General features: G+C 56.2%; 13 protein-coding genes and 1 riboswitch. Of the genes, 12 read left to right on the top strand and 1 reads right to left on the bottom strand.

Translation table 11 applies throughout. From position 1 onward, the window contains the following. The first annotated feature begins 5 nt into the window (after positions 1 to 5). The 9 genes from prfA to EJQ19_RS14575 all read left to right on the top strand — a co-directional run bounded on the left by prfA (position 6) and on the right by EJQ19_RS14575 (position 8,499). Positions 6 to 1,082 (top strand): peptide chain release factor 1, encoded by a 1,077-nt coding sequence (gene prfA / locus EJQ19_RS14615; protein ID WP_126141973.1) that lies wholly within the window; start codon positions 6 to 8, stop codon positions 1,080 to 1,082. After that, entirely contained in the window at positions 1,082 to 1,960 is an 879-nt protein-coding gene (gene prmC / locus EJQ19_RS14610) for a peptide chain release factor N(5)-glutamine methyltransferase (protein WP_126141992.1), read from the top strand. The genes prfA and prmC overlap by 1 nt, the downstream gene beginning before the upstream one ends. 664 nt (positions 1,961 to 2,624) lie before the next feature. Further along, the gene (gene spoIIR, locus EJQ19_RS14605; RefSeq protein ID WP_126141972.1) at positions 2,625 to 3,413 is read left to right on the top strand and encodes a stage II sporulation protein R; all 789 of its coding nucleotides are present in this window, start codon (positions 2,625 to 2,627) and stop codon (positions 3,411 to 3,413) included. A 15-nt stretch (positions 3,414 to 3,428) separates the two neighbouring features. Further along, positions 3,429 to 4,508: an L-threonylcarbamoyladenylate synthase gene (locus EJQ19_RS14600; protein ID WP_126141971.1), complete on the top strand. Its 1,080-nt coding sequence runs from the start codon at positions 3,429 to 3,431 to the stop codon at positions 4,506 to 4,508. Between the two features lie 167 nt (positions 4,509 to 4,675). Next, entirely contained in the window at positions 4,676 to 5,236 is a 561-nt protein-coding gene (locus tag EJQ19_RS14595) for a manganese efflux pump MntP (RefSeq protein WP_126141970.1), read from the top strand. Positions 5,237 to 5,289: 53 nt separating this feature from the next. Next, entirely contained in the window at positions 5,290 to 5,868 is a 579-nt protein-coding gene (locus tag EJQ19_RS14590; protein WP_126141969.1) for a low molecular weight protein arginine phosphatase, read from the top strand. 83 nt (positions 5,869 to 5,951) lie between these two features. Then, positions 5,952 to 6,032: riboswitch (ZMP/ZTP riboswitch) on the top strand. 105 nt (positions 6,033 to 6,137) lie between these two features. Then, the gene (gene rpiB / locus EJQ19_RS14585) at positions 6,138 to 6,596 is read left to right on the top strand and encodes a ribose 5-phosphate isomerase B (protein WP_126141968.1); all 459 of its coding nucleotides are present in this window, start codon (positions 6,138 to 6,140) and stop codon (positions 6,594 to 6,596) included. A 15-nt stretch (positions 6,597 to 6,611) separates the two neighbouring features. Further along, positions 6,612 to 7,217 (top strand): TIGR01440 family protein, encoded by a 606-nt coding sequence (locus EJQ19_RS14580; RefSeq protein ID WP_126141967.1) that lies wholly within the window; start codon positions 6,612 to 6,614, stop codon positions 7,215 to 7,217. Between the two features lie 31 nt (positions 7,218 to 7,248). Beyond that, positions 7,249 to 8,499 carry a serine hydroxymethyltransferase gene (locus EJQ19_RS14575; protein WP_126141966.1) on the top strand — a complete coding sequence of 417 codons (1,251 nt, stop codon included), beginning with the start codon at positions 7,249 to 7,251 and terminating at the stop codon, positions 8,497 to 8,499. A gap of 487 nt (positions 8,500 to 8,986) precedes the next feature. Here EJQ19_RS14575 and EJQ19_RS14570 read toward each other — a convergent pair whose 3' ends face one another. Next, positions 8,987 to 10,291: an MFS transporter gene (locus EJQ19_RS14570; RefSeq protein ID WP_126141965.1), complete on the bottom strand. Its 1,305-nt coding sequence runs from the start codon at positions 10,289 to 10,291 to the stop codon at positions 8,987 to 8,989. Positions 10,292 to 10,474: 183 nt separating this feature from the next. On the opposite strand from EJQ19_RS14570, the gene EJQ19_RS14565 reads away from it, so the two are divergent. The 3 genes from EJQ19_RS14565 (at position 10,475) to wecB (ending at position 14,357) form a co-directional block, all read left to right on the top strand. Next, the gene (locus tag EJQ19_RS14565) at positions 10,475 to 12,319 is read left to right on the top strand and encodes an ABC transporter substrate-binding protein (protein WP_126141964.1); all 1,845 of its coding nucleotides are present in this window, start codon (positions 10,475 to 10,477) and stop codon (positions 12,317 to 12,319) included. 140 nt (positions 12,320 to 12,459) lie between these two features. Then, positions 12,460 to 13,089 (top strand): uracil phosphoribosyltransferase, encoded by a 630-nt coding sequence (upp, locus tag EJQ19_RS14560; RefSeq protein ID WP_126141963.1) that lies wholly within the window; start codon positions 12,460 to 12,462, stop codon positions 13,087 to 13,089. 125 nt (positions 13,090 to 13,214) lie between these two features. Beyond that, complete coding sequence (gene wecB / locus EJQ19_RS14555) at positions 13,215 to 14,357, top strand: non-hydrolyzing UDP-N-acetylglucosamine 2-epimerase (RefSeq protein WP_126141962.1); 1,143 nt, start codon at positions 13,215 to 13,217, stop codon at positions 14,355 to 14,357. Positions 14,358 to 14,456 lie beyond the last annotated feature (99 nt).

Here is a 14,456-nt window from a genome sequence, read left to right as displayed (position 1 = left end):
CCCTTATGTTGGATCGACTTCAAGCAATTGCAGACCGCTACGAGAAGCTTAGCGAGCTGTTGTGCGACCCGGATGTAACAAGCGATACGAAGAAATTAAGAGAGTACTCGAAGGAACAGTCCGATTTGCAGGAAGCCTACGACGCTTACAATGAATATAAGAGCGTGTCCGAACAGTTGGCAGACGCGAAAGCGATGCAGAACGAGAAGCTGGACGACGAAATGCGCGAAATGGTCAAAATGGAAATCGAGGAGCTCAGCGAGCAATCCGCTAATTTGGAAGAGCGGCTGCGCATCCTGATGATGCCGAAGGATCCGAACGACGACAAGAACGTCATCGTGGAGATTCGCGGCGCGGCGGGCGGCGATGAGGCGGCGCTGTTTGCCGGCGACTTATACCGCATGTACACGCGATATGCGGACAGCCAGGGCTGGAAAACGGAAATTTTGGATGCTTCCGTCAATGATTTGGGAGGCTTTAAAGAAATTATTTTCATGGTTACGGGCAAAGGCGCGTACAGCAAGCTCAAATATGAGAGCGGCGCGCACCGTGTGCAGCGGATTCCCGTGACGGAGTCCGGCGGCCGGATTCACACGTCCACGTCGACGGTTGTCGTCATGCCGGAAGTGGAAGAGGTTGAAGTTATTATTAACGATGCGGACATTCGTGTCGATACGTTCTGTTCCTCCGGTGCCGGCGGTCAGTCCGTTAATACGACGAAATCGGCGGTCCGTGTGACGCACGTGCCGACAGGTATTGTGGCGACGTGCCAGGACGGCAAATCGCAAAACTCGAACAAAGAGCAGGCGCTGCGCGTGCTGCGTGCGCGGATTTCCGACAAAATTCGCGAGGAAGAAGAAGCGAAATATTCGGGCGAGCGGAAGTCCAAGGTAGGTACCGGGGACCGTTCCGAACGGATACGTACGTACAACTTCCCGCAAAGCCGTGTGACCGATCACCGGATCGGCCTGACGCTGCACCGTTTGGAAACGGTGCTGAGCGGCGACATGGGCGAGATCGTATCCGCCCTGACGATCGCAGCGCAGTCCGATGCGCTGGAAAAAGGAGAGCAGGCGATGTGATGCCGACTGCGAGAACGATTCGAGAAGCCTATGTTCAGGCTTCTTCTTTTTTAGCGGGGCAGGGCGTGGCGGAGGCTCCGGCCTGCTCCGAGCTGCTGCTGCAACACCTGCTGGGCTGCAGCCGGACGGAGCTCCTGTTCCGCTGGCAGGAGCCTTTTCCGGAGGAGCTGGCAGCTACGTGGAGCCAGCTCATTGACAGGAAGGCCGCGGGCGAGCCTGTACAGTATATCCTCGGCGAGCAGGATTTTTACGGCCTTCCGTTTGAAGTTGGACCGGCCGTGCTGATCCCGCGGCCGGAAACCGAACTGCTCGTGGAGGCGGTGCTCCGCGAGGGCTCGCGCTTGTTCCCGCAAGGGGCGCCGCTCCTTGCGGATGTCGGCACCGGGAGCGGGATCATCCCGGTGACCATCGCGCACGCGCGCCCCGACTGGCGCGTGGCGGCGAGCGACATCTCCGCGGCAGCGCTGGAGATGGCTCAGTTGAATGCGCAGCGCCACGGGGTTGCTGCGCGTGTGGAGTGGCTCGAGGGCGACCTCCTCGAGCCGTACATTGCTCGCGGGCTCGCGCCGGATATGGTGGTGTCCAACCCACCCTATATTCCGGACGGCGACTTGCCCGCGCTGATGCCCGAAGTGCGGCTGTACGAGCCGCACACGGCGTTATTCGGCGGTGTCGAGGGACTCGACCTGTACCGCCGTTTGGTGGCGCAGCTGCCGCAGCTTCCGCGAATCCCGACCCTGGTCGGGTTTGAGGTGGGCATCCGGCAGGCGGAGGCCGTGGCGGCGATGCTGCGCGGCGTCGCCGAGTGGGAGGAGATCCGCTTTGTGCCGGATCTCCAGGGGATCGATCGCCACGTGATCGCGATCGGGCCGCGTTAGGCGGTCTGCGACAGCGGTTTTGCTTCACGCCGCCTGCTTTCTTGCTCCTTCCGCGTCTGGGGCGCAGTCCCTCAGCCACTACTGTCTATCGACCGGCCAACATGCTCGGCAAGACCTGTTAGGGCAACAAGCAGCTTCCCTGCAGCAGTCTCACTTCCACGCAGGAAGCCGCTTGTCCGCCTGGACTTGCTTAACCGCTATCGCCCACCGAATGTCTGATGCGCTCAGCGCGACCTTAGCACAACCAATCGATACCCCTCGACGTACTCGATCCAGCGCAAAAAGTCACTTGTCCGCAAGTAGCTGAAAGCTGTTGAAGCTGGGTGAAGTGAGGGGAGCGGATGTTTACCTGTATTTCCTGCAGCAAATTCGGCGGAAAGCACGGGGGTGGAGTCCAGAACCTGCATTTTGTACAGGTAAAACGCTGTCTTTTTCGAAAAACGCATCGAATCTGTGGGATTCGTGATTTTTTGATGTAGGTTTTACAGCTCTTTTTAAATTTTTGCACCTTTTGGGCGATTTACCTGTACTTTTTACAGTTTGTGGCCTGGGTGCCGCGAGCCGACGGTCCGACTCTATTAAAATTTTCATAGATTGCTAGGTTTAGCCCCCTCTTTTCTTGCCCATACTGGCTAGTAGACGGTAAGAGAAAGGGGCTTTCCTCATGGTCAAGAGAACAGAGCGCCAATCATTTAAGCACTTATTATTCGTGGCTTTTGCACTTATTGTAATGATGATGTGTTGGGAATCGAACCGTACAAATGCGGCGGTGGTGTCCCCTTTAATTCCGGAAGAGTCGATTCGTTTGCGCATTCTGGCGAACTCGGACTCGGCGCAGGATCAAGCGCTGAAAAGAGAGATTCGCGACGCGATTATCGCCCGCATGGAAGAATGGGTCGTAGGCCCGCATTCGCTGGAGGAAGCGCGCGCGGTCGTGCGGCAGCATTTGCCTGAGTTCGACGAGCTGGTCGGCCAAATGATTCAGGAGCGCGGCTACACATATACCCATTCGGTGGAGCTGGGGGTTGTCCCGTTCCCGACCAAAATGTACGGCAATGACATTTACCCCGCCGGCGATTACGAAGCCCTGCGCGTGGTGATCGGCTCCGGTGAAGGCCAGAACTGGTGGTGCGTGCTGTTCCCGCCGCTCTGTTTTGTGGATTCGGTATCCGGCGAAGCGATTGCCGCCTCGGCGGTCGTTGCCAAAACCGAAGGCAAGGACAAGCCGGCTGAAACGGCGCAAGCGGAGACGAAGGCGGCGAAGAACGAGAAGAGCGCGAAGGATGGCAGCGCCAAAGTTTCCCCTTCGCCATCCGCGAAAGCGGCGACGAAAGCCGCAGCTGCGGAGAAGGTGACCGCGGCTGCCGACACTAGCACGGACGCGCCAGAAAAGCCGCAAGTGAAGTTTTTTGTCTGGGAAGTGATTCAAAAAATCGCCTCCTGGTTCAGTTAAAATTAACGCGTAAGGATGACGACAATCGTGACTGTCTATTGGAAGATAGAAGAGGCTTCAGCCGCTGACTACCGCCAGGCGCTAATCGAAGCGGCGCGGCTGCTCCGCCAGGGGGAAACCGTTGCGTTTCCGACGGAAACGGTATACGGGCTTGGCGCCGACGCGACGAGCTCTGCGGCGGTGGAACGCATTTTTAAGGCCAAGGGTCGGCCTTCCGATAACCCTTTGATCGTCCATATTGCGGACGAAGACCAGCTCTCCGGGCTCGTCCAGGCAGACGCCCTGCAGGACGCGCATCGCGCGCTGATGCGGGCGTTCTGGCCCGGCCCGCTCACAATCGTGCTGCCTGTTCAGTCAGGCAGCATTTCGCCGTTGGTGACGGCCGGCCTCACCACGGTCGGGGTCCGCGTGCCGGATCACCCGGTCGCGCTTGAGCTGCTGCGCGAAGCGGGCGTGCCTGTGGCCGCGCCGAGCGCGAACAGCTCCGGCCGGCCCAGCCCGACGCTCGCTTCGCACGTGCGTGACGACCTCGACGGCCGCATTGGCGGCATCGTCGACGGGGGTCCTGCCGGCGTGGGCGTGGAGTCCACGGTCGTCCAGCTCGCTGACGGCGCCCTGTACGTCCTGCGCCCCGGCGGCGTGACGATGGAGCAGCTGCAGCGCGTGCTGCCGCTCATGCGCATCCATGCGGCGGCGCACGAAGAGGTGCGGGCGTCGGAAACGCCGCGCGCGCCGGGCATGAAGTATACGCATTACGCGCCGCAAGGGTACATGCATATTGTCAGCGGCGACGATCCGGCTGCGATAGCAGCTTGGCTACAGCAAGACATTGACGCAGCGAAGTCCCGGGGGGAGACGACGGGGATTTTAACCTTTTCCGAGCATGTGCCGCGTTACAGCGCCGATCTGGTGCTTGCCTGCGGCTCGCTCGCTGAGCCTGAATCGATTGCGCAGGCGCTCTATGCGGCGCTTCGTACATTTGATGAGCACGGCATCCGCTACATTGCCGCAGAAGGCTGCCCGGAGACGGGGATCGGCCAAGCCGTCATGAATCGGCTGCGCAAAGCGGCAGGACATCGGTTGGTGCAGGTGTAATTTTTACGAATGCGCCGATCTGACGAAGAAACAGCCAGCCTATGAAGGCAGCTGGACGTTAGCTCTATTTTGCCATGTTCACTCTGGCTACCCGCATGTCAACTAGCATGATTCCCAGTTTGTCCGCATATCTTGAGAAAGAATCGTGGACAAAGGGGACCTGTGCAATGCTCGTATCGGACATACAGTTAGGCGAAATCATGACGATCTGCATCATGGCGGTTGCACTGGGTCTTGATGCGTTCTCGTTAGGCATCGGCATCGGGATGAAAGGCATTCGCTTGCTGGATATATTGAAAATCAGCGTGATTATCGGTGTTTTCCACATCTTGATGCCCTTGATGGGGATTTTTATGGGCCAGTATGTGTCGCTGCTATTAGGCAACGTGGCGACGGCAGCCGGCGGCTGTCTGCTCATTATCCTCGGCGCGCATATGGTGTACAGTTCGGTTCGGGGCGAAGAGGCGGTTTCGTTTGACCATCGGACGATCGTGGGACTGACGGTGTTTGCGCTGAGTGTCAGTATCGATTCGTTCTCTGTCGGCGTGTCACTGGGGATGTTCTCGACGGATATTGCGCTGACCGTTCTAGTGTTCGGCTTCTTCGGCGGCTTGCTTTCGATTCTGGGGCTGCTGCTGGGTCGGCATGTGAGCGGGTGGATCGGCGAGTACGGTGAAGCGTTTGGCGGTCTGATTCTTCTGGCATTTGGGATCAAGTTTTTACTGTGATAAAATGTAGAGGTAGTTCATATGTTCAAAGCCGCAGGAAGGGGGATTTCAAGTTGCGAATTCTGTTTGTTTGTACGGGAAATACGTGCCGGAGCCCAATGGCTGAAGGCTTGATGCGTATGAAGGTACGCCAAGAGGGACTTGTGGCGGAAGTCCGGTCCGCAGGCGTATCGGCGATGACGGGGGGACCGATTTCCCGGCATAGCGCAGCGCTTTTACAGGAGGCGGGCTTTGAGGAAACAATCTCCTCGTTTGCAATTCAGTCCTCGGATATCGCGTGGGCGGATCTTGTGTTGACGATGACGAATGGACATAAACGGACGGTGATTCAGCGATTCCCGCATGCCGTGGATAAAACATTTACCCTCAAAGAATATGTAGAAGATAACACCGAAAACCTAGAGGCGATTGCGGAGCGGGAGCGGCTCATTTCCGAGCTGCAGATGAAGCAGGCGCTGTCGCAGGCGATTACGGAGGAAGAACGGGATCGCTTATACACCCTTGAGGATGCGATTCCGGATTACGATATTTCCGATCCGTTTGGCGGCTCTTTGTCCGATTACCAGACGACGGCGGCGGAAATCGAGGCATGCTTGGCCAAATTGGTCCGCAAGCTGAAGGAATCCTCGTAAATCTGGCGTGAAACGGGCGGTTTTGCCAGGAGGAAGAGGCTTTACAGCCCGCGCGGAATGCGATAAAATACGAGATATGTAGCAAGACTCAATGTAACTGGCGACGAGTGGGTGTAACCACAGTGGAGCATTGAGGTATACGGCCGGTCGCCTGGGCACAAGAGCAGCGCGCTTTTCTTAAGCGTGTTCGCTCTTTTTTCGTTTTTCGTGGACTTTTGGGCTATAATAGGATGGACGAATTCGAACAAGCAAAGGAGCGTTACGAACACATGAAAATTGCAATTGGCGCGGATCATGCAGGCTACCGTTTGAAAGATGTTATCATTCCTTTTATTGAATCCTTAGGCCACCAAGTGACGGATTACGGTTGCAGCTGCGCGGACTCCGTGGATTATCCCGATTATGCGCTGCAAGTTTGTCAGCAAGTCGTGAGCGGCGATGCGGACAAAGGGATTCTGATTTGCGGGACGGGCATCGGGATGTCGATTGCAGCCAACAAAGTGCCGGGCATTCGCTGCGCGCTGGTGCATGATCTGTTCTCGGCGAAAGCGACGCGTGAGCATAACGATACGAACGTGCTGGCGCTGGGCGAACGCGTGATCGGACCCGGTGTTGCCGAGGAAATCGTGAAGATTTGGCTGGAAACGGAATTTTCCCAAGGCGTACGCCACCAGAACCGGATTAACAAAGTGCAAAGCATTGAAGACCGTTTCACGGTACATCCCTAAGAAAGGGGACTCGCGATGACAGATACAGCCGGAATCCCTATCGCTGAGGCGCTGGAAGCGAACCTTCGGGAGCTTGTCCAGGTCGGGCAATTAAAGTCTGGTCACTTCTTGGTCGTGGGAACAAGTACGAGTGAAATTCTCGGCCATCGCATTGGCACGTCCGGGACGCTCGATGTGGCGAAGCCGATTTACGAAACGACGCAGCGCATTGCGGCCGAGTTCGGCTTGCATGTGGGGTATCAGTGCTGTGAGCATCTGAACCGTGCGATTGTGGTCGAGGCGGCGACGTTGGCGCACTATCCGCGGCTGGAGCCGGTATCGGTTATTCCCGTGCCGAAGGCTGGCGGGTCGATGGCGTCGTATGCGTATCGGCATTTTACCGAGCCGGTTGTGGTCGAGACGATTGAGGCGCACGCCGGGATCGATATCGGCAGCACGTTGATCGGCATGCATTTGCGAAGAGTTGCTGTGCCGGCAAGACCGCCTGTGCGTCACATCGGCCAGGCGTATGTCACAATGGCGTATACACGGCCGAAACTGATCGGCGGTGTGAGGGCGGTTTATACGGAAGAAGCCGCTAAAGCGTTATATCAACAAGCAGCACCTGACGCGGATTGTTAAGCAGTTATTATTTTTATGGGAGGAAATGAAAATGACGAACTTTTTGAGCAAGCAAGATCCGAAGATTGTAGAAGCGATGAACCTGGAGCTGGGCCGCCAACGCGACAAAATCGAGCTGATCGCCTCCGAGAACATCGTAAGCCAAGCGGTGCTTGAAGCGATGGGTACCGTGCTGACGAACAAATACGCAGAAGGCTATCCGGGCAAAAGATACTACGGCGGCTGCGAATACGTCGATATCGTCGAAGATATCGCTCGTGACCGCGCAAAAGAACTGTTCGGTGCCGAGCACGCGAACGTTCAACCTCACTCCGGCGCGCAAGCGAACATGGCGGTTTACCTGGCTGCGCTGAACGCGGGCGACACGGTCCTGGGTATGAACCTGGCGCATGGCGGTCACTTGACGCACGGCTCCCCGGTAAATGCTTCCGGTATCATCTATAACTTCGTTGCTTACGGCGTCAGCGAAAAAGATTTCCGCATCGATTACGACGATGTCCGCAAAGCGGCATTCAAACATAAGCCTCGCATGATCGTAGCAGGCGCAAGCGCATACCCGCGTACGATTGACTTCGAAGCGCTCGCTTCCATCGCGAACGATGTTGGCGCGCTGTTCTTCGTCGACATGGCGCATATCGCAGGCTTGGTTGCTGCGGGTCTTCACCCGAACCCAGTGCCGCACGCGCACTTTGTGACAACAACAACACACAAAACGCTTCGCGGTCCTCGCGGCGGTATGATCCTGACGCGCAAATCGTGGGCGGCAGCGATCGACAAGGCTGTATTCCCAGGTACGCAAGGCGGACCGTTGATGCATACGATCGCAGCGAAAGCTGTATCCTTCGGCGAAGCTCTGCAGCCTGATTTCAAAGTCTACGGTCAAAACGTGATCAACAACGCGCAAGCGCTGGCGAACGCTTTGATGGCAGAAGGCATCAACCTCGTGTCCGGCGGTACGGACAACCATTTGATGCTGGTTGACCTGCGCAACCTGAACATCACCGGTAAAGATGCTGAGCACGTATTGGACGAAGTGGGCATCACAGCGAACAAAAATGCGATTCCGTTCGATCCTACGAGCCCGTTCATCACAAGCGGCATCCGTTTGGGTACGCCTGCGGTAACATCCCGCGGCATGGACACGCAAGCGATGGAAACCATTGCGAAAGTCATCGCGATGACGTTGAAAAATCCAAAAGACGAAGCTACGCTCGAAAAAGCGCGCGGCCTCGTGAAAGACCTGACAGCGCAATATCCGCTGTACCCAGGTCTGACATACTAAGCAAGGCTGGAGCAGGAGGGAGACCTCCTGTTCTTTTTTTGTGCTTGTTGTTGGTGGGAGTGAGGGCGAGAAGCTCCCCTAGTTGATCCGTGCTCGAAGCGCGAGAGGCGTTTGCCTAGCAGCTCCTTTGAATGAACTGGAATTTCTCCAGTTGATTTTCGTGTTTTCGGCCGAATAGGGAGATGAACTGGAATTTCTCCTGTACATTAGACTGATCTGGCGACTTGTCTCGAAATTGGCTGAAATGAGCTGGAGGTTTTCCAGTTGAGTTGGCCTAGAAGCTGTATTCAAGTGAAATGAACGGGAGGTTTTCCAGTTCAGCCTAGGAAGGATCGGTTCGGGCTCGAACTGAGGTGCGAGGAGGGCGGGCGTTAGGCATTGATTCAGGGGATATCCGTCGGTTCGGGCATTCCTCAGACGAGGAATGAGGAGGAGCTTTCGGAAGCTCCTAACCCTCGGAATGTGGCAAAGAAAGCGCAACTTCCTCTCACAACACCGCCGCCTGACGCATACGCTCTTCTTCCCTCAGGCTCGGCAGGATGGACGCGATCAAGCCGATGCCGGCCACACCGGTCACCAGAATGAAGATCGCCATGGCGCCGCTCGGAAGCAAGCCGCCGATGATCAGATTCAGACCGCTAAGCATTATGGCTACTCGATTCGTCATGGAGCTGAGCGCCATATAGGAGCTGCGGGCGTGATCGGGGACGAGCTGCACCAGCATCGCTTGCTTGAGCGGGACGTAGGTAATCTCTCCGATTGTCGCCACCAGCATAAGCAGCAGAAGCATGGCAGGCTGGCCGCCGATGACGAGATACGAGTAGCCGGCTACGTTCAGGAACATGGCCAGCAGCATGACTCTGGTGTCGGAGGTGTTTCGCAGCAGCCGACCGACGAAGAGGGAGAGGAGCACGACGGCAATCGTGTTCTCGGTCCGCAGGATCCCGACGAGCGGCAGCCCGTCAACGGTCGAAGCGAGCCCCGGGAGCCAGGGGGTGTGCTGAATATCTTGCGCAATCCGCACGCCGATATATCCGTTAAGATTCATCTCGACGGAAACGACGAGCACACTGGCAAGCAAATAGCGAACGAATCGCCGATCGCGCAGCACTTCTTTGTACCGTTCAAACATGGAGACCTGCTGTGGTTTGACCCCAGCCTCAGCCTCGGCCTCGGCAGGCAAGTCCGCTGCAGCACGTTCAGCCGCAGGCACCGTCGCAGGCATCGTCTCCGACATGAAGATGGCCGTGATCATGAACGCAACGAGCGACATCCCGCTAGCAGCCAGCAGAAGCTGGAACAGATATTGACTGAAGAAAAAACCGCCGATCAATCCCGCAAATGAAATGGCCAGGTTGTTCGACCAATAGTTGATGCGATAGATGGCCTTGCGCGTATCGGGAGTGGATACGTCAATCAGCATGGCTTCTACGGCCGGTTTGCTCAGCCCCCAGGAAGCGCTGGAGATGACGGTCATGAGCAGCGTCAGGGCCGCAGAATGCCATAGCGGCGAGTTGGCAAAGGTCATGATGACATAAGCGAGTAGGGCGACGCCTTCGCCGAGCAGCATCATTTTTTTACGGCCGATCCGGTCCGCGTAATGTCCGCCAATGGTGGCGGCAAGCAAGCCGACGGCGATGGAAATGGTAGTGGCCGTACCGGCTACCACCGTGCCGAGCGTTCGTGCGATATAAATCGACATGAACGGAAGGATCATGTTGCTGAGTACGTTGGTTAGGAAGCTTAGCGCAATGCGCAGCCGCACGTTGGGATGAAATTGAAAGAAAGTCATGCTGGTTCACCTTTTCTTATAGTCTTTCACGTCTTGGTCAACCTATCATAACAAATGACCGCGAGTTAAAAAGTGTATAGCGCACATGAAAACTTTCACCTTTTTCTCCATCTGCAGCATGTTGACCGTTGGTCAGATAGGATCTATACTCTTGGTTAACTCATCAAGGAGGAGGGGAATTTCATGCAGCTTGCCTTGCAATATGCTCAGTTGAAGACATCGATAGCGCGCGCTGTACCGAGCTCCCGCCCGCATATGGACGTGCCCGTCTCCGTTGAAGAAATTGCCGGATACCTCTATTGTTCGGAACGCAATGTGAAATTTTTGATCCGCAAAATGAGCGAAATGGGCTGGATCGTCTGGACGCCGGGTCGGGGCCGCGGACATCGATCCGCGATCCGGTTCCTGGCCTCGGCGGAGGATTTGCTGCTCGCGGAAGCGAAGCTTCTGGTAGAGCAGGGGAATTTGAACAGTGCCATGGGCTTATTTCAAATGGAAGGCTTGGACGGCGTCGTCATGGACCGCTTCCTGGCCTGGCTCGGCAGCTATTTCGGCTACCGGGGAACAGCCGAATGCGGCAATTCCGAGACGCTCCGGCTGCCCATGCAGATTCGCGTGCTGACGTTAGACCCGGTGAATGTGCTCTTCTCGCGCGATCTTCACTTCATTAAGCAAGCTTTCGATACGCTGCTTTATTTCAATCCGATGTGCGGGAGCGTCGAGCCGGGTCTTGCTCACGCGTGGGCGAGCAACGACGATGCGACGGAGTGGACCTTTTATTTGCGGAAAAGGGTAAAGTTCCACCATGGCCGCGAGCTGACGGCCGAAGATGTGGTCTTCACGCTGGGCCGACTTCGGACCATCGGCACAGAGAGCTCGCCGAATCGCTGGCTGATGCAGTCGGTGAAGGACATTCGGGCCGTTAATCGGCTGACGGTTCGGTTGAAGCTGCATGCGCCGAATTACTTGCTGCCGCACTATCTCAGTTCGTATCAGGCGGCGATCGTGCCGGCCGATGTGTACAGCGCTGTCAGCGCAGCGGACTCCAACATGCTGCCTGTGGGGACAGGGCCGTTCCGGATTACAAGGCATGATAAGGGCGGCGTGACGTTGGAAGCCTTCGAGGACTATTATCGGGAGTGTGCGCATCTCGACAGGATCGAACTGATGTATGTGCCGGATGATGTCAGCGAACGGAGGTGGCAGCAGCTCAACTTCCAAATGGGGAAGCTCAATCACTATACGAGACCTGCTCCTGCACACTGGCGCAGGAAAGAGATCATGATGCTGGGCTCCAGTACGTTGGTGTTTAATTTGCGTAAGCCAGGACCGCAGCAAGCGGCGCACTTCCGACAGGCGATTCAGCTCGTCCTGAACCGGTGCGGCCTCATCAAGGAACTGGGGCTTCACCATGCCAGACCGGCCGCGGATTTCCTGCCGCCGGCTACGCCGGGGCTGCCCCCGGACGATGACCAGCCGGAGCGGGCGAGGGCTCTTTTGCAGGCATGCGGGTATGTGGGAGAGCCGATTCTTATCATCTGTACGAAGAAGAATATCGGCCAGGTGGAATGGATTCAAGCCTCCTGCAAGGCGATTGGAATCCCTGTTGAGTTGAAGGTCTGCACTTACGAACAGATGACCAACGTGCAGCTTTTGATGGAGGCGGATGTGGTATTAGGAGGTGTTGTTGCGGATGACGATGAGGCCCGATGTCTGATTGAGATGTACAAAATCGGCAATATGCCCACGCGTTTATTCGCGACGGACGAGCAGCGCCAAGTGTTTGACGACACAATTGCGGCCATTGAAGCAGACCCCGACGCCGAAAGGCGTTTGCAGCGGATTCGCGCGATGCAGGCGCTGGTCTCGGACAGCTATGCCGTCTTGTTTTTGCTTCATACGACCCAACAATTGGTATACAGCCCGCATCTGCAGGGCATAACATTTAATACAATCGGATGGTTCGATTTCAAGAACATTTGGTACCGGACGGATTCCCTGGAAGATGACGGTGCGCTTCCGGTATAACGAGACCGCTTGAGAGATACTCTCAGGCGGTTTTTTAGGATAACATATGATATAATAAACGAGGTTTGCCGAATTTTAGTCTAAAATGTAGGGAAACACGTCGAATTACATAGCATAGCCGTTTATTTTAGGAGGAAACTATGGGACAGCTTTTTATTTGCGATCATCCGCTTATCCAACATAAACTGACCTACATTCGGGATGAGAATACGACCACGAAGGATTTTCGGGCGTTGGTCGATGAAGTGGCGACACTGATGGTGTATGAGATTACGAGAGACATTCCGCTGGAACAAGTGGACGTCAAGACGCCGGTTACAACGGCGAAGAGCAACGTTATCTCCGGTCGCATGCTGGGGTTGATCCCGATTTTGCGTGCGGGCCTCGGCATGGTCGATGGGGTGCTCAAGCTGATTCCCGCGGCCAAAGTCGGGCATGTCGGCTTGTACCGCGATGAGGAGACACTGCAGCCTGTTGAGTACTACGTGAAGCTGCCGAAGGATGTGCTGGAGCGCGACTTGCTCGTGATCGACCCGATGCTGGCGACCGGCGGTTCGGCCAATGCGGCCATTGAGGTGCTCAAGAAACGGGGCTGCTCGCGCATTAAGCTGATGTGCCTGATTGCCGCGCCAGAGGGTGTGAAAGCGGTACAGGAAGCGCATCCGGACGTCGATATTTACGTCGCAGCGCTGGACAGCCACTTGAACGAGCACGGTTACATCGTGCCAGGGCTCGGCGATGCCGGCGACCGTTTGTATGGTACGGATTAAGGGCACTTTTCAAAATTACCGCCCGTTTTTTCAGACAGAGCCTCCATGGACCTCGACAATTTGTCTGAAGCTTAGCGGTACTTTATTTCGGAAAGTCGCCTAGTTTACCTAAGGAGAGGAAACCGATGAAACGCTTGAAAGTGATTACGATCTTTGGAACAAGACCTGAAGCGATTAAAATGGCGCCGCTGATCCTGGAGCTGGAGAAACATCCGGAACAGATCGAGTCGCTCGTCTGCGTGACAGCGCAGCATCGTCAAATGCTGGATCAGGTGCTTGAAATTTTTAAAATCACCCCGGATTACGACCTGAACGTCATGAAAGACCGCCAGACGTTGAACGAAATTACGATGCGCGTGCTGCAAGGCCTTGAGCCTGTGTTCCAGGAAGCGCAGCCGGATCTTATTCTGGTGCACGGCGACACGTTGACGACGTTCCTCGCGAGCTATGCGGCTTTTATGCAGAAAATCGCGGTCGGTCACGTTGAAGCGGGTCTGCGCACGTGGAACAAAATGTCCCCGTATCCGGAGGAGATGAACCGTCAGCTTACCGGCGTGCTGGCTGATTTGCATTTTGCGCCTACCGATCTGTCGGCGAACAACCTGCGTAAGGAGAACAAATCCGAGTCGCAGATTTATGTGACCGGCAATACGGTAACGGATGTGTTCCAATATACGGTGGAAAAAGACTACCGGCACCCGATTCTGGACTGGGTGGGCGGACGCAAGCTGATTCTGATGACGGCCCACCGCCGGGAATCGCAAGGGGAGCCGCATCGCCAGATTTTCCGTGCGGTGCGCCGCATCGCCGACGAGTTTGAGGACATCGCGATCGTCTATCCGGTGCATCTGAGCCCGGCCGTTCAAGGGCCTGCTCATGAGATTTTGGGCAATCACCCTCGTATCAAACTGGTTGATCCACTGGATGTCGTGGAGACCCATAACTTTTACCCGCATACCCACATGATTTTGACAGACTCCGGTGGTATTCAAGAAGAAGCGCCTTCTTTCGGCGTGCCGGTGCTTGTCCTGCGCGATACGACGGAGCGTCCGGAAGGCATCGATGCAGGAACGCTGGAGCTTGTCGGCACGGACGAAGAAGCGGTCTACACGCGTGCGCGCGCCCTGCTGACAGACCCTGAACTGTACAACAAAATGAGTCAAGCGGCCAACCCTTACGGCGATGGCAAAGCGTCCGAGCGTATCGTGAAAGGCATTCTCCATCACTTCGGAAGAACGTCCGAACGACCACAGCCTTTCCAACCGTGACAAAATCATGACAAACGCTACAGCGTACAGTTGGACTGTTTGGTTTGAAAACTCGCAAACCCTTGGGGCCCAAGGCTCTAAGCGGTTTTGTGAGATGTC

The organism is Paenibacillus whitsoniae (assembly GCF_003955665.1).
GTDB classification, from domain to species: Bacteria; Bacillota; Bacilli; order Paenibacillales; family NBRC-103111; genus Paenibacillus_E; species Paenibacillus_E whitsoniae.
Note: the sequence above shows the minus strand (reverse complement) of the source record. Positions and strands in the feature narration are given on the sequence as shown.

What these genes read in the sequence shown, in the direction of transcription:
- prfA (WP_126141973.1), top strand. Translation starts at nt 6, where the DNA reads ATGTTGGATCGACTTCAAGCAATTGCAGACCGCTACGAGAAGCTTAGC.
- prmC (WP_126141992.1), top strand. Translation starts at nt 1,082, where the DNA reads ATGCCGACTGCGAGAACGATTCGAGAAGCCTATGTTCAGGCTTCTTCT.
- spoIIR (WP_126141972.1), top strand. Translation starts at nt 2,625, where the DNA reads ATGGTCAAGAGAACAGAGCGCCAATCATTTAAGCACTTATTATTCGTG.
- EJQ19_RS14600 (WP_126141971.1), top strand. Translation starts at nt 3,429, where the DNA reads ATGACGACAATCGTGACTGTCTATTGGAAGATAGAAGAGGCTTCAGCC.
- EJQ19_RS14595 (WP_126141970.1), top strand. Translation starts at nt 4,676, where the DNA reads ATGCTCGTATCGGACATACAGTTAGGCGAAATCATGACGATCTGCATC.
- rpiB (WP_126141968.1), top strand. Translation starts at nt 6,138, where the DNA reads ATGAAAATTGCAATTGGCGCGGATCATGCAGGCTACCGTTTGAAAGAT.
- EJQ19_RS14580 (WP_126141967.1), top strand. Translation starts at nt 6,612, where the DNA reads ATGACAGATACAGCCGGAATCCCTATCGCTGAGGCGCTGGAAGCGAAC.
- EJQ19_RS14575 (WP_126141966.1), top strand. Translation starts at nt 7,249, where the DNA reads ATGACGAACTTTTTGAGCAAGCAAGATCCGAAGATTGTAGAAGCGATG.
- EJQ19_RS14570 (WP_126141965.1), bottom strand. Translation starts at nt 10,291, where the DNA reads ATGACTTTCTTTCAATTTCATCCCAACGTGCGGCTGCGCATTGCGCTA.
- EJQ19_RS14565 (WP_126141964.1), top strand. Translation starts at nt 10,475, where the DNA reads ATGCAGCTTGCCTTGCAATATGCTCAGTTGAAGACATCGATAGCGCGC.
- upp (WP_126141963.1), top strand. Translation starts at nt 12,460, where the DNA reads ATGGGACAGCTTTTTATTTGCGATCATCCGCTTATCCAACATAAACTG.
- wecB (WP_126141962.1), top strand. Translation starts at nt 13,215, where the DNA reads ATGAAACGCTTGAAAGTGATTACGATCTTTGGAACAAGACCTGAAGCG.